16 protein-coding genes are annotated in these 15079 nt (G+C 50.5%); 7 read left to right on the forward strand and 9 right to left on the reverse strand.

Annotation, left to right across the window (positions count from 1 at the left end; all coding sequences use genetic code 11):
• Positions 1-28: 28 nt before the first annotated feature.
• A complete protein-coding gene (gene can, locus ACO0K3_RS13060) occupies positions 29-718 on the forward strand; it encodes a carbonate dehydratase (RefSeq protein WP_422985233.1) in 690 nt (229 codons plus the stop codon).
• A gap of 222 nt (positions 719-940) precedes the next feature.
• Here can and panB read toward each other — a convergent pair whose 3' ends face one another.
• The 7 genes from panB to ACO0K3_RS13095 form a co-directional block, all read right to left on the reverse strand.
• Positions 941-1753, reverse strand: a complete 813-nt coding sequence (panB, locus tag ACO0K3_RS13065; protein WP_422985235.1) for a 3-methyl-2-oxobutanoate hydroxymethyltransferase — start codon at positions 1751-1753, stop codon at positions 941-943.
• A 48-nt stretch (positions 1754-1801) separates the two neighbouring features.
• Complete coding sequence (locus tag ACO0K3_RS13070) at positions 1802-2149, reverse strand: DMT family protein (protein WP_422985237.1); 348 nt, start codon at positions 2147-2149, stop codon at positions 1802-1804.
• Between the two features lie 89 nt (positions 2150-2238).
• Positions 2239-2724: a 2-amino-4-hydroxy-6-hydroxymethyldihydropteridine diphosphokinase gene (folK, locus tag ACO0K3_RS13075; protein ID WP_422985239.1), complete on the reverse strand. Its 486-nt coding sequence runs from the start codon at positions 2722-2724 to the stop codon at positions 2239-2241.
• Positions 2725-4077: a polynucleotide adenylyltransferase PcnB gene (pcnB, locus tag ACO0K3_RS13080; protein ID WP_422985241.1), complete on the reverse strand. Its 1353-nt coding sequence runs from the start codon at positions 4075-4077 to the stop codon at positions 2725-2727.
• Positions 4074-4751, reverse strand: a complete 678-nt coding sequence (locus tag ACO0K3_RS13085) for an HAD family hydrolase (protein ID WP_422985529.1) — start codon at positions 4749-4751, stop codon at positions 4074-4076. Before ACO0K3_RS13085 ends, pcnB begins: the two co-directional genes overlap by 4 nt.
• A 38-nt stretch (positions 4752-4789) precedes the next feature.
• Positions 4790-5473 carry a DnaA regulatory inactivator Hda gene (hda, locus tag ACO0K3_RS13090; RefSeq protein WP_422957605.1) on the reverse strand — a complete coding sequence of 228 codons (684 nt, stop codon included), beginning with the start codon at positions 5471-5473 and terminating at the stop codon, positions 4790-4792.
• Complete coding sequence (locus tag ACO0K3_RS13095; RefSeq protein ID WP_422985243.1) at positions 5470-6555, reverse strand: AI-2E family transporter; 1086 nt, start codon at positions 6553-6555, stop codon at positions 5470-5472. The genes hda and ACO0K3_RS13095 overlap by 4 nt, the downstream gene beginning before the upstream one ends.
• Positions 6556-6796: 241 nt before the next feature.
• On the opposite strand from ACO0K3_RS13095, the gene purM reads away from it, so the two are divergent.
• From purM to ACO0K3_RS13120, 5 genes are all read left to right on the forward strand, one after another.
• Entirely contained in the window at positions 6797-7840 is a 1044-nt protein-coding gene (gene purM / locus ACO0K3_RS13100) for a phosphoribosylformylglycinamidine cyclo-ligase (protein WP_422985245.1), read from the forward strand.
• Between the two features lie 229 nt (positions 7841-8069).
• Entirely contained in the window at positions 8070-9611 is a 1542-nt protein-coding gene (locus tag ACO0K3_RS13105) for an FAD-binding domain-containing protein (protein ID WP_422985247.1), read from the forward strand.
• A 6-nt stretch (positions 9612-9617) separates the two neighbouring features.
• Positions 9618-9761 (forward strand): DUF2256 domain-containing protein, encoded by a 144-nt coding sequence (locus ACO0K3_RS13110; RefSeq protein WP_422960822.1) that lies wholly within the window; start codon positions 9618-9620, stop codon positions 9759-9761.
• The gene (locus tag ACO0K3_RS13115) at positions 9758-11056 is read left to right on the forward strand and encodes a DASH family cryptochrome (RefSeq protein ID WP_422985249.1); all 1299 of its coding nucleotides are present in this window, start codon (positions 9758-9760) and stop codon (positions 11054-11056) included. Before ACO0K3_RS13110 ends, ACO0K3_RS13115 begins: the two co-directional genes overlap by 4 nt.
• A 112-nt stretch (positions 11057-11168) precedes the next feature.
• Positions 11169-12698, forward strand: coding sequence for a cryptochrome/photolyase family protein (locus ACO0K3_RS13120; RefSeq protein ID WP_422985251.1), 1530 nt, complete (start codon positions 11169-11171; stop codon positions 12696-12698).
• 60 nt (positions 12699-12758) lie between these two features.
• Here the strand turns inward: ACO0K3_RS13120 and ACO0K3_RS13125 are convergent, their stop codons facing one another.
• Both ACO0K3_RS13125 and ACO0K3_RS13130 read right to left on the reverse strand, forming a co-directional pair.
• Complete coding sequence (locus ACO0K3_RS13125; RefSeq protein WP_422985253.1) at positions 12759-13271, reverse strand: TlpA family protein disulfide reductase; 513 nt, start codon at positions 13269-13271, stop codon at positions 12759-12761.
• Between the two features lie 131 nt (positions 13272-13402).
• On the reverse strand, positions 13403-13915 hold the full coding sequence (locus ACO0K3_RS13130; RefSeq protein WP_422985255.1) for a peroxiredoxin family protein: 513 nt from the start codon (positions 13913-13915) through the stop codon (positions 13403-13405).
• 244 nt (positions 13916-14159) lie between these two features.
• Between ACO0K3_RS13130 and ACO0K3_RS13135 the strand changes: the two genes are divergently transcribed.
• Entirely contained in the window at positions 14160-15065 is a 906-nt protein-coding gene (locus tag ACO0K3_RS13135; RefSeq protein WP_422985257.1) for a DUF2167 domain-containing protein, read from the forward strand.
• Positions 15066-15079: the final 14 nt, after the last annotated feature.

A 15079-nucleotide genomic window follows, 5' to 3' on the forward strand; every position in this document is an offset into this window, starting at 1 on the left:
TCACGCCTGTTGAAAATGAAGGGCAAGTATGAGCACGCAAGACCAATCCATTCTCTCTCCTGAGCAACTTCTTCAGAATAATCGTCAATGGGCAGATGCAATTAATGCCAAAGACGCGGATTTTTTTAAGAAACTCGCTGCGCAACAATCTCCAGAATATCTGTGGATCGGTTGCTCTGACAGCCGCGTTCCTGCCAACGAATTATTAGGTTTGTTGCCAGGTGAGCTATTTGTCCACAGGAACATCGCGAACGTCGTGGTTCACACCGATCTCAATTGTTTGTCTGTATTGCAGTTTGCGATTGATGTCCTGCGCGTAAAGCATGTCATCATTTGCGGACACTATGGCTGCTCCGGCGTGCATGCGGCGCTGACACGTCGTCGTGTTGGCCTGGCGGATAACTGGTTGCGGCATGTCCAGGACGTGCATCAGAAGCATGAAGCGTATCTCGGTGATGTCTATACCGAACGTGAAAAGAGTAATCGCTTGTGTGAGCTGAACGTGATAGAACAAGTCGTGAACCTGTGCCAGACTACGATTGTGCAAGATGCCTGGGAACGTTCACAGAACCTCACGATTCACGGCTGGGTGTACGGCCTGCATGACGGTTTATTACGTGAGCTGGGGATGCGGGTGAATTCAGCAGATACTTTGGCGCAGCATCTTGAAACCAGCCTGTCGCGTTTTAAAGATGAAAACACTCTGCTGGCGAAATAAATTTTGGCACATTCTAATGGTGTAACGCGCTGCCCGGCAGTGCAGCGCGTTTCCAATATATATCCTCGTTTTTAGCGAGGTAAATCGGCGAAGTAATTTAATCGCTGTCGTGACAGACCCTAAGGCCTGAACCAATATTTAGTGATAGCCAGAAGTGATAGCCAGATGATTCGCCACAGAATGCGATCGCTGGTGAGTAAGCGCACCGGTCACCATGCGCGCTTAGAAGCAATGCTCAGGAGCAGGGAAGGACTTGTCCTTGACCGCCGCCACATACGCTTGAACAGCGGCATCAATCGTTGTTTGTCCATCCATAAAATTTTTCACAAAACGCGCTTTGCGTCCAGGGAATACACCCAGCAAATCATGCATGACCAGGACTTGTCCGGCACAGTCCGGGCCTGCGCCTATGCCGATCGTCGGTATTGCCAGTAAATCGGTGACTTCTTTACCCAGGGCTGCGGGAATCGCTTCGAGCACCAGCGCGCTGGCGCCCGCCGCCTGCAAGCTCAGCGCATCTGCTTTGAGTAAATCTGCTGCAGCAGTGGTTTTGCCCTGTACTTTGTAGCCGCCAAGCTGATGCACGGATTGCGGTGTCAGGCCCAGATGTGCACAGACAGGCACGGCCCGTTCCGTTAAAAATTTAATCGTCGGTGCCAGCCAGGCGCCACCTTCGAGTTTGACCATTTGCGCGCCTGCTTGTATCAGTTGCACGGCATTGTTGAAGGCAGATTCTGGTGTGGCATAGCTGCCGAATGGCATGTCTGCGACGACCAGCGCACTCTTATTGCCGCGGCACACACTTGCCGTGTGATAGGCAATATCCTGCACGGTGACCGGCAACGTTGAGTTGTGTCCCTGGCATACCATGCCAAGGGAATCACCGATCAGCAACATCTCAACACCGCAGCGATCCATCAAAGCCGCAAAACTGGCGTCATAGCAAGTCAGCATTGTGATTTTTTCGCCTTGCTGGCGTTGCGCGATCAAGCCCGGGATGCTGACCGCTTTGCGATCTTGTAAATATTCAGCCAAGATAATTCTCCAGAATAGTATTGATATATTGATTCTTCATACTGAGTGTCAGCTTCTGAAAATAAAATACACTGCACCGATTAAACATAAGCCAGCCCATACATAGTCGAGCTTAAACGGCTGTCCCATATACAGCATAGCAAAAGGCACAAAAACGATCAGTGTCAGCGCTTCTTGCAAGATTTTTAATTGCGCCAGACTGTATTGCGTATAGCCGATACGGTTAGCAGGCACTTGCAGCAGGTATTCAAACAGAGCGATGCCCCAGCTGATCAGCGCGGCGGCCCACCAGGCTTTGCTGGACAGACTTTTTAAATGCCCGTACCACGCCACGGTCATGAACACATTGGATAAAATCAACAGGCCGGTGGTTTGCAGGATGACAGGTATTTGCATGGGAGTATCTCTCTTTGCTGCTCTATCACGCACATCAATATTGCGGATTCATCTGAAAATTAATGGTACTGGTGGGGAGTATAAGTAAATTACCCTAGAAGTTGGATGCCCTGACCCCTGACCAGTTCTATAAAATCACGTGCCGTGCCTTTACCGGGGATCTCCGCGTCGGGATTCACTTGTAATAAGGGCAGCAAGACAAAAGCCCGTTCAGTCATTCTGGGATGCGGCACGGTCAGATTTTCGTGATCAATCTGTTCCGATCCGTACAATAGTAAATCCAGATCAAGCGTGCGCGGCGCATTCCGGTAGGGGCGTTCACGTCCGAACGCCAATTCGATTTCTTGCAATGCCTTGAGCAATTCATGAGCAGACAGGCTGGTGCTGATCTGCACGACGGCATTGATGTAATCGTCGCCAGAGGATTCAATCGGGGTGCTCAGATACAGGCCTGACTGTGCCAGTAAACACGAGGCGGGCAATGCCGCTAGCCGAATAATTGCCTGCTCGACGGTGCCTCGTGCATCGCCGAGATTCGCGCCTATGCCAATACATGCCTGGATTGTCGTCACCATTTATTCGGCAGCAGCCGCTTTGCGTGGTGCGCGGCGGCGCGGGCGGCGTTTTTTTACTTCTCCCGCGGCGTCCTTAGGTTTGATCGTCAGCAAATGCTCACGCTCGCTGCCGTCACCTTCCATGAAGGCCGTCCACCATTCACCGATCTCCGCATCAATTTCACCAGAGGCGCAGCGTAGTAACAGGAAATCATAACCAGCACGCAGACGCGGATGCTCCAGCAATTTGTAAGGAGACTTACCGATACGTTTTTCAAAGCGCGGTTGCATCGCCCAGATATCGCGCATGTCCGATCCTATTTTGCGTTGCAAGGCCAGGCTATCGGTCTGCTTATTCAGCACGTCGTCAGCAGCCAGATGCAGTGCGGGAATCGCCATCTCGCCTGCGGCTTTATAGGCTTCCCATTTCTCCAGAACCTGATGCCATAGCAAAGAGGCGAACAGGAAGCCTGGTGAAACGGGTTTGCCTTGTCGTACCCGCTCATCTGTGTTGGCCAATGCAAGAGTAACGAACTTTTCACCCAGCGGTTGCTCCAGTACGACGTCGAGTAAAGGCATTAAGCCATGGTGCAGACCGGCTTTGCGGAGCTGCTGCAGGCATGCCATTGCGTGCCCGCTCATCAGCAGCTTGAGCATCTCATCAAATACACGGGCGACTGGTACATTATTGATCAGAGGTGCCATGACAGGAATAGGCGCGCGCGTTGCTTCGTCGATGCTGAATTGCAGTTTTGCAGCAAAGCGCACGACGCGCAGCATACGTACCGGATCTTCGCGGTAACGTGCCTCAGGCACGCCGATGATACGCAACATTTTTTTACGGATGTCCGCAATCCCACCGTGATAATCCAGCACCGTTTGCGTAGCGGGATCGTAGTACATCGCATTGATTGTGAAGTCGCGTCGGGCGGCATCTTCATGCTGCTCACCGAAGGTGTTATCGCGCAGCACGCGACCATGTTCATCCTTGGGTGCGCCGTCAGTCGCCGCACCGCGGAAAGTGGTGACCTCCAGCAAATCCTGACCAAACATGACATGCACAATCTGAAAGCGTCTGCCGATGATGAAGGCGCGGCGAAACAGACGCTTGACTTGTTCCGGCGTGGCGTTCGTCGCTATATCAAAATCTTTGGGTTTGACACCTAGCAGCAGATCCCGCACTGCACCGCCTACGACAAAGGCTTTAAAGCCGTTTTCCTGCAGAGTCTGCGTGACCCGAACGGCATTCGATGACAGCAATTCAGGATTGATGCCGTGTTCTTTGGCACTGAGCACAGTGGGTTTGCGCTTCGTTCCTGCGGGTTCTGGCGGGTTTTTGACACCCAGCATTTTGCGGATAAATTTCTTGATCATTGCGCGTCAAATAAATGAATAATCGGCCAGCCGAGTTGTTCGGCGTGGGCACGTAGTTTGTTATTAGGATTCGTGGCGACAGGATGACTCACAATCGACAATAAAGGAATATCGTTTTGTGAATCGCTGTAAAAATAACTCTGCGGAAAATCGCTGAGCTGCTTGCCCTGAGACGCTAGCCATTGGTGCAGATGGGTGACTTTGCCTTGACCGGAGGTAGGGATGCCCAGCAGTTTGCCGGTAATTTTTCCATGGCTGTCCAGTTCCGGTTCGGCGGCGATCAGATGTTCTACACCAAGAGCTTTGGCGATCGGTGCTGTCACAAAGCGATTGGTCGCCGTGATGATGGCGATCAGGTCTTGCTGATCCTGGTGTTGCTGCAACAAATCTCTGGCCGCTGGCAATAGCGCTGGATGAATCACCTCATGCATAAACTGCTGATGCATTGCATCAAGTTGATGACTGGGAAATTGTGCCAGGGTGCCAAGTGCAAATTCCAGATATTCAACCGGATCCAGAGTGCCGGCTTGATATTGTGCAAAAAATTCTGCGTTACGCCGTGCAAACACGTTGGCATCAACAGCACCGGTACGTGCTAAAAACTGGCCCCATTCATAATCTGAATCGATAGGAAGCAGAGTGTGGTCAAGATCGAATAAAGCGATGTTACGCATGATGGCGGATGGCAAGGGCTGTGAGTCGTTGGTAGGCATTAATTGGTATAGGCTTGTTGCTGTTGCAGCAGCTCGCGCAGTAAAGGTAAGGTGATCGCCCGCTTGGTTTCCAGCGAGTAGTGATCGAGTTGATCAAGCATGGAGGTCAGTGAGCGCATATCGCGCTGGTAATGCGTAATCAGGTAGGGTAACACGCCACTTGAGATGCTCATGCCACGCGCATGCGCCGAGCGCTCCAGCGCGTCTATTTTATCCTCATCCGTCAATCCCACAACCTGATAGATCAGGCCCCAGCCGAGGCGGGTACGTAAATCATCCCTGACATTCAGGATCATAGGTGGATGATTGCCGGCGGCAACCAGAAAACCACCATGGGCGCGGGTTTCATTGAACAGGTTAAAGGCGTCGATCTGGGATTGAGGCGGCAGATTTTCGCAATCATCGAGCAAATATAAACTAATTTCTGGAGTGTGATCAAAGGCGCTGCCGGGTGCGTCGGCACTGATATAACGCGCTTGCCCGCTGGTAGCCAGGGCATGCAGCAGATGTGTTTTACCCGCACCTGCTTCGCCCCACAAGTAGACAAAACGTTCGCCATATTGACTTGGCGTGCGATGGGAAAACAGACTCAGCAATTGGGCGAGTTCCGCATTTTGTCCGACCACAAAGGTATCTAGGGATGGCAGTTTTTCCGCATCCAGATCAAGCAGTAATTGCCTCATGGTTGACGATAAAGAGAGCTATTAAAATAAGAAACACGCAAATGTTTGACCGCCACGGCGAGAATTGCCGAGGCAGGTAGTGCGACCAGAATACCGATAAAACCAAACAGCTGACCAAATGCCATCAAGGCAAAAATCACCGTCAGCGGATGCAGGCCTATACGTTCCCCGACTAGCCGAGGTGTCAGGAAAAATCCTTCCAGTATCTGACCAATGCTATAGACCACCGCGACAGCAACCAGACCATGCAGACCGTCGAACTGAAGTACCGCACCAATCAAAGCCAGCACCAGACCGAGTCCAAAGCCCAGATAAGGAATGAAAACCAACAATCCCGTGATGATGCCAACCGGTAGCGCCAGATCAAAACCCGCTAGCGCCAGTCCGCCTGAGTAGTAGATCGCGAGAACGATCATGACCATGATTTGTCCGCGCAGATACTGCGCCAGAATACTGTCGACTTCGATGGCGCCTGATTTCACACCGCCGACCCAGCGACGCGGGATGAACTGTTCCAGTCTGTTCATCAACGGATGCCAGTCCATTAACAGATAAAACAAGACGATAGGAATTAACAGCAGGTTCGCCACCATTCCGATGACCGCTGTACCGCCCACCCGTATTGATGACAGAACAGCCTTGCCGATAACATCACCACTGGTAGCGAGTTGCTTGGTCAGCATGGTTTTGATACCGGCGCTATCTAAGCGGACCTTGATTCCCAGATCACTCAGCGTTGGACCCAGCAAGTCATTGGCTTTGTCAAAAAAACGTGGAATCTGATCTTGTAACTGAGGAATTTGTTTTTGCAAAATCGGCGTCATGATCAGCAGCATGGTCAACATCAGCAAAACTGCCAAAACAATTAAAAGGCTTGCCGCCAGTGCTCGCGGCAGCCGGAATTGCTTGACTCGTAAGGCGCACAGACGATCCACCCAAGGGTTAAGGATGTACGCCATGATGCCCGCAACGATGAACGGCATCAGAATCGGTCCCAGCATCGATACCAGCAAAAGGAGCGCGCATCCGATCAGCAGCCACAGGGCGGTCTGTTTTTGCTCGGCAGTAAAAGAAAATGGCATAGGCTGGCTAGGTAGCGTCAGGTCAAAAATTCTTAGCAAATTTTACAGTGCCAGAGTGGCAATGTTGTCTTCGCTCTCAGGTAACAATTCAGGCAAGTATCTGGCCTGGTATGAATTAAAGCCCCTAAAAACTAGGAGCGGAGCGAGCGTTTTGTTAAAATAGCGGTTTTGCCGTTGAAATTTGCAGGATTCAACGGCAAGCCTCCTATTTTACCGCCTCAAGCCCCTATTGACGAATATCATGAGCACACCAAGCAATGTTTCCCTCTCTTACCGTGACGCTGGCGTCGATATGGTCGCTGGCGATGCGCTAGTCGACGCGATTAAGCCTTTTGCTAAACGCACAATGCGCGAAGGCGTCATGGCTGGCATCGGCGGTTTTGGTGCCATGTTTGAAATCAGTAAAAAATATAAGGAACCTGTTCTGGTTTCTGGTACTGACGGCGTCGGTACCAAGCTAAAGCTCGCTTTTCACCTGAATCGCCATGACACTGTTGGCATTGATCTGGTCGCCATGAGCGTCAACGATATTCTGGTACAAGGTGCTGAACCTTTGTTCTTCCTCGATTATTTCGCCTGCGGCAAACTCGATGTTGCCGTTGCGACTGATGTAATCAAAGGCATCGCCTTTGGTTGCGAACAGGCAGGCTGTGCCCTGATCGGCGGCGAAACAGCGGAGATGCCGTCGATGTACCCGGATGGTGAATACGACCTTGCCGGTTTCGCGGTCGGTGCTGTAGAAAAATCCAACATCATTGATGGTACCAAGATCGCTCCGGGTGACGTGATCCTCGGTCTGGCCTCTTCTGGTATCCACTCAAACGGTTTCTCTCTGGTACGTAAGATTATTGACGTTGCCAATCCGGACCTGAATGCCGATTTCCACGGACGCAGTCTGGCGGATGCACTGATGGCGCCTACTCGTATTTATGTAAAACCTTTACTGGCATTGATGGCGAGCATGGAAGTTAAAGGCATGGCGCATATCACCGGTGGCGGCCTGGTAGAAAATGTACCGCGTGTACTGGGTGACACCTTGACTGCCGTATTAGACAGCAGCACATGGGAATTGCCACCTTTGTTTACCTGGTTGCAACAGCATGGCGGTGTTGCCGATGCAGAAATGCACCGTGTATTCAATTGCGGTATCGGCATGGTCGTGATCGTGTCGAAAGAAAACGCGGATGCTGCGATGGCGCAACTGATAGCCGCAGGCGAAACTGTGGCACGTATCGGTACTATCCGTGCACGTGAAGGTGACGAGCATCAGACGATTGTCATCTGAGATAAACCAAGAACAATCGTTTTATCCGTTTTATCCCATAAAAAAGCGCATGTGCATCATGCGCTTTTTTTATTGCTGTTAGCCTTTGCCTGTTTCGGCGTAACCTGGTTCGTGCTGTTACATCCGGCATCATCTTATTACGCTCCCGTCCCTCTCTTGACCCGCTTCTCTCAGGTTCGTCACTGATACAGCAAAAATCCTGCTGCCTCGCATTTGTATAATGCAAAGCATGAGTTACAGCATCGTTTGGTTTAAACGTGATCTGCGTATACATGATCACCTCGCGCTTCACACGGCCGCCGCTCATGGGCAGGTGTTGTGCATCTACGTGATCGAGCCAAGAATATGGGGTCATGCGGATGCGGCGAATCAACATTATCAATTTGTGCTGGAAAGTTTGCGCGAGTTGTACACCGCGCTACGTCAGTCAGGCGGCCAGTTGCATGTGCTGACGGGGGATGTCCCCAAAGTGTTCCAGCAGTTGTATGCTGCTTTGCCTTTTCATTCGATCTACTCCCATGAAGAAACTGGTAATGCACTTACTTACCAGCGCGATCTGGCACTCGGACGTTGGTGTCGTCAACAGCAAGTCACCTGGCAAGAGTTTCCCCAATTTGGTGTCGTACGACGGCTTGCCAGCCGCAATGCCTGGCATACGCATTGGGATGCGCATGTACAGCAACCCTGTCTGCCAGTCCCGCTGTTAAACAGTGAGAGCTTCGTCACCTTTCCGCTTGATCAGCAGCGCCCTCCGGCACCTCTGGAGCTGGGATTGCAGTTAATCGACCCGCCTCGTCGTCAATCAGGCGGACGCGCTGCCGGTGTCGCGGTGCTGGAGAGTTTTTTGAGTGATCGCAGCAATCAGTATCGCGGCGGTATTTCGTCGCCTTTATCCGCCCCGACCGCCTGTTCCCGCTTATCTCCTTATCTTGCGTATGGTTGTTTGAGTTTGCGCGAAATCGTACAGGCAACCCTGAAGCAGAGTGCGCAACTGCCGGTCACAGCATCGCGTCAAAAACAAGGATTGAGCGCATTCATCAGTCGTTTATATTGGCACTGTCATTTCATCCAAAAATTAGAGAGCGAGCCAGAACTGGAATACCGCAACCTGCATCGCGGCTACGACGGTCTGCGTGAGCATGACTGGAACCCAGATCATTTCGCTGCCTTAACCACAGCACGTACGGGCTGGCCACTGGTTGACGCGTGTGTCGTCATGTTGCGTGAAACTGGCTGGCTGAATTTTCGTATGCGCGCCATGCTCGTGTCAGTGGCTGCTTATCCTTTATGGCTAGACTGGCGGCCGGTAGGCCATTGGCTGGCGCGTCAATTTCTGGACTATGAGCCGGGTATACACTGGAGTCAGATGCAAATGCAATCGGGTACGACGGGCATTAATATCCCGCGTATTTACAATCCAATCAAGCAGGCGATGGACCATGATCCGCAAGGACGTTTTGTCCGTCATTGGTTGCCAGCCATGCGCCGCGTCCCTGACTCCTGGTTGTTTGAGCCCTGGCGTATGCCCCCCGAGATGCAGGCGAACTGTGGTATTACGGTTGGCGAGGATATTCCTATGCCAGTGGTGGACCTGGAGCAGGCGACAAGAGCAGCCAAGGCGCGTCTCTTTGCTCTGCGAGGCCAGCCTGCGGTGAAGTCGGCGAAAGCAGCGATTGTTGAAAAACATGGGTCAAGGAAAAAAAGCCAGCCTCACTCAAAGCGCAAACAAACCAGTACGAAAAAATCACCGCAACTGAGCTGGGAGTTCTGAATGAAAATGCGTAAAAAATCCGATTTGCCTTGCAAAACCTGCACGCAATGCCAGCGACCGTTTAGCTGGCGCAAGAAATGGGAAAAAGTATGGGATGACGTCAAATATTGCTCAGAACGCTGCCGTCGCGATAGCCGGAGTACCACATGACCACATTAATTTACTGGTTCCGTAACGATTTGCGCCTTGCGGATAATGCGGCATTTTTAAGTGCTTGCAGCCGGGCGGACAGATTGATTCCGGTTTTTTGTCATAACCCTGATGTATCGGAAAAAACGATCTGGGGTTTTGATCGGATGGGAATACACCGGCAACAATTTTTATCCGCGAACTTAGATGACCTCCATACGCATCTGCAATCTTATGGCAGCACCTTGCTAGAGCTTCATGGTGAAGCTCGCCAGGTTTTGCCGGACTTAATTCGTAAATATGATGCAGCAGCCGTTTTCTGTGAGGCGATTGCAGCACCCGAAGAAGAGGCAGCGCTACACACCTTGCGGCATGAGGGCGTGCAAGTGATCGCGAGCTGGCAATCGAGTTTGCTGGATCCTGACGATCTGCCATTTGCTGAGCAGGAACTGCCTGACATATTCACGCAGTTCCGCACGGCGATTGAGGCCGATGGTATGAAGCCGCCACGTCCGCTGGGCGTACCGCTATCTGTGCCGGCCTTGCCTGAACAGATGGCTCTGATTGAGCAACGTCGGGCCACATCCATTACTGTTTGCGCCAGTCACATTGGAGATGACCGCTCCTCATTTCCTTACAATAAGACAGAATTTTTGGGCGGCGCGAGCGCAGCGAATGCGCATCTGCGTCGGTATCTCGCGAGAAAACTGCCGCATACCTACAAACTCACCCGCAATGGCTTGACGGGCACGGATTACTCCACCAAGTTCTCACCATGGCTGGCCTCAGGTGCGCTGTCCGCCCGATCCATTTATGCAGAGTTGAAAACCTTTGAGCAGGAGCAGGGCGCCAATGAAGGCAGTTATTGGATATGGTTCGAACTGTTGTGGCGGGATTATTTCCGTTTTCTTCATCTCAAATACGGACGGCGTTTATATGCTGCTCGCGGCTTATCGGAGTTGCCTGCGCCACCTCATGATGACGAGGCCTTTGCACGCTGGTGCAAAGGAGAAACGGGCGAGGAATTAGTAGATGCCGGAATGCGCGAATTAGCCATGACAGGTTATTTGTCGAACCGGTTGCGGCAAGTTGTTGCCAGCTACCTGATCCATGATCTCGCTTGCGACTGGCGGGCTGGAGCGGCCTGGTTTGAGTCGCAATTGGTTGACTATGACGTCTACAGCAATCAAGGCAACTGGTTATATATTTCTGGGCGGGGTACGGATCCGCGTAACGGGCGACGTTTTAACCCGCAAAAGCAAACACGGGATCATGATGCGGATGGCAGTTATCGCCGGCGCTGGCTGAGCCTATGATTTCTCTCTAACAGTATTAACCAGTTTCAATCAGTTTCAATCAGTTTCAATCAGTTTCAACAGTGCGTTGACATTGTGTTCGCGCATCTCCCTCAGCATACCTGGCATCTCTATGACAATATTACGATTAATCCTTGGCGATCAACTGAATCTCCGGCATCGCTGGTTCTCCGAAACAGCGGACGATATTGTGTATGTCTTCATGGAGGTACGTCAGGAAACCGACTATGTTTTACATCACGCACAAAAAATTCTGGCCATCTTTGCAGCCATGCGCGATATGGCGCGCCAGTTAAAAGAGCAGGGACACCGTGTGCATTATCTGACGATTGATGATGCCACTAATCTGCAATCATTACCCGCCAATATTGATCATCTTATTACGCATTATCAGGCGATCAGTTTTGAATATCAGGCGCCCGATGAATGGCGGCTTGATCAGCAATTATATGAACATGGACGACGTTCGCCAGTCGCCTGGGTGATGGTTGATAGCGAACATTTCTATACAACACGCTCGGAAGCCGCGGATATTTTCACCGGCCGTCGTCAATGGTTGATGGAGTATTTTTACCGGCAAATGCGAGTCAAACATCAGATCCTGATGGAAGATGCGAAGAAGCCAGCCGGTGGTCAATGGAACTATGATCATGACAATCGCAAGCCTTGGCGCGGCACGCCGGCGGAGCCTGTCGATCAACGTCGTTTTCACGATCATTCTGCTCTGTGGAATACGATTGTTGCTGCTGGTGTAAAAAGTTTTGGCAATCCTCGGGCAGATCAACTGGCATGGGCTCTGAACCGTACTGAAGCATTACAACAACTTGATGCTTTTATCGACCATGCGTTGCCACATTTTGGTGATTTTCAGGACGCAATGAGCAGCAATGCCTGGCGCTTATTCCACTCACTATTATCGTTCGCATTGAATGTCAAAATGCTGAACCCGCATGAAGTCATCGGCAAAGCAGAAGCGGCATATCAAAGGGGGCATGCATCGCTGGCGGCGGTGGAGGGATTTATACGGCAAATTCTGGGATGGCGTGAATACGTGCGCGGTGTGTATTGGACGAATATGCCGGATTACGGTCAGCATAATGTGTTCGGTCACTCAACTGCCTTGCCCGCCTGGTTCTGGACTGGGCGGACCAAGATGCGTTGCCTTTCTCATGCAATAGGGCAATCCCTGGAACAGGCGCATGCTCATCATATACAGCGATTGATGGTGATTGGTAATTTTGCGCTGTTAGCCGGACTGGATCCGCATGCGGTGCATTGCTGGTATCTCGGCGTCTATATCGATGCGTTTGAGTGGGTGGAGATGCCGAACACTCTCGGCATGAGTCAATTTGCCGATGGCGGACTTCTGGCAACCAAACCTTATGTATCAAGTGCTGCTTACATCGACAGAATGAGTGATTATTGCAAGGGCTGTCATTACGATAAAAAAGCCCGTCTCGGCGAACGGGCTTGCCCCTATAACGCGCTGTACTGGGACTTCTTTTATCGTAATGCAGACCGTCTGGCAAACAATCCGCGTATTGGCATGGTGTACCGTCAGTTAGAGAAAATGGACGCAGAGGCTGTCCATGCTTTCACCGAGCGAGCGGCACTGTTACGTACTCGCCTTGACGAACTCTGACTGAATGCAGATTGAACTTTGTTGTGGTCGCTGCCAGTGCTAGCGGCGTGATTTCTCAGCTTATTCCAATGACAGCCAGAGCTTATCCCAGTCGCCGGGCTGAAACGTACCTTCACGTTTAAATACTAGCTGGTGTTGTGGGTTCAGAACGAAGTGAGTTGGTTGTGTCACGATGCTACCGAAATTATCTTTGTGGCCGGATGCATTACGCCATACGGTAGGAAAACGCTGATCTTTGGGATAGGCATGCGTGGTGATGTCGTTGTATTCGTCCAGGTCTTTTTTGTTTTGATCGATATTGACGCCCAGCAGTACGAATTTTTTCTTCGAATTACTGACGTAAAATTCTCGCATTAATTTCAGATCATGGCTACAGAGCTCGCAATCGAAGGTAAAGAAACTGACCAATATCGTACGACCTGAAAAATCCTTAAGGTCGAGTATCTTTCCCGTGATATCTGTACCATGCAGCGTGTATTTAAGCGGTTCAGCTTTTGACTGTCCTGATACGAGTGGTGACGATATCATCAAGCCAGCAATGCTCGTCAACTGAATGAAATCTCTTCGATTCATATTATCCCCTAGACGTAAGTACACCGAATTGAGTAACGAAATAAGCAAGAAAATACGCAGAAAATAGGTGGCCGATACATAGAGTACCAGAAGAATGCGGCACTACTTTGCGCATATTTTTTTGGGAAAAGTTAACTCAGAGAGAGCCAGAGATTGTCCCAGTCGTCTGGTTGAAAAGTACCTTCGCGTTTAAACACTAATTCGCTTTTTTGGTTCAATACAAAATGGGTAGGTTCGCGGACGATGCTGCCGAAATTGTCTTTGTGGCCAGGTGCATTTCGCCATATGGTGGGGAAGCGTTGTTCTTTCGGAATCGCCAGTGAAACGAACTGGTTATAGGTATCGAAATCTTTTTTATCCTGATCAATATTCACGGCGAGCAAGACGAATTTTCGTCTTGAATTGCCGACATAAAATTCGCGCATTAATTTCAAGTCGCGGGTACAAAGATTACATCCGCCAGTGAAAAAACTCACAAGCACAGTCTGGCCGGATAATTCATTCAGATCGAATTTTTTACCATTCATATCGGTTCCCTGCATCGTATATCGGGCCGGCTCTTTGCTGTTTTGCGCCATGATGCCAGTGCTTACGATGGATAAGCCTGAGATCGCCAGGCTGTGGATGAAGTGTCGTCGGTTCATGATGTGGCCTCGTGTCTGTTTGACTTCGGTGTTGTATGAAGCAGGAAATAAATTGAAGAGGGAAGAATGGCCTCAGCCATATGTATGACTAATTAGTCTGCAATAAGCTCACAAGCTTACAGAATTTAGCAAATATATTTCCATCAAAAGCACTATTGATGTGGTTAATTTGATAATATCGTCCGCTTATTTCAATGAGCGCAGATCAACTGCCAGCAAAATCATAAAACCACAAAGGGAAACCATGTTTAAAAAATTAGGGATGATCATTACCGTTGCTTTTTCAATGCTGTTGACGCCGGCGATACAAGCTGCCGATGCGCCAGAAAAGAAAATGACAGCAGAAGAATTCGTGGCGTCGTTGAAATTCCAGCAGGGCAAAATCACGGTGCCAAACGGCATTGCGAATCTGAATTTATCACCATCGTTTCGTTATTTGTCCCCTGAAGATACGGAAAAAGTATTGGTCGATGCCTGGGGCAATCCGCCGGGCGCAAAAACCTTGGGTATGATTTTTCCTGCTAATGTCAGTCCGCTCAGTCCAGCGAGTTGGGGCGTGGTTGTGACCTATGATGAAGATGGCCATGTCAAGGATGACGATGCGGACAGTATTAACTATGATGACTTGCTCAAGGATATGAAGGAGGCAAATGTCGCCGCGAATGAAGAGCGTAAAAAAGCGGGTTATTTTCCTATGACACTGGTGGGCTGGGCGGAGAAGCCGAGCTATGACAAAACGAGTCACAAATTTTATTGGGCGAAAGAGTTCGCTGGCAGCAAGGCCGGAGAAAATTCCTTGAACTACAACATCCGTGTTCTTGGCCGCAAGGGCGTGCTGGTGTTGAATGCCGTGGCAGGTATGGAGCAAATCACGGAAGTGAAAAAAGAAATGCAAAACGTCGTTGCTTTTACTGAGTTCGCAGACGGCAATCGTTATGCTGATTTTGATGCGAAAAGTGATAAGGTTGCCGAGTACGGCTTAGCCGCTCTGGTGGCTGGCGGGGTCGCTGCCAAATTAGGGTTTTTCGGTAAAATTTTTGCGATGTTACTGGCTTTTAAAAAATTACTTTTAGTAGGCCTTGCCGCGGCCGGCGCCGGGATCGCCAAGCTGTTTGGTAAAAAGAAGGATGGCGATACAGGGCAAGCGTGAGTGTAGGTGCAGGT

Source organism: Undibacterium sp. Rencai35W (assembly GCF_049340185.1).
Lineage (GTDB): Bacteria > Pseudomonadota > Gammaproteobacteria > Burkholderiales > Burkholderiaceae_D > Undibacterium.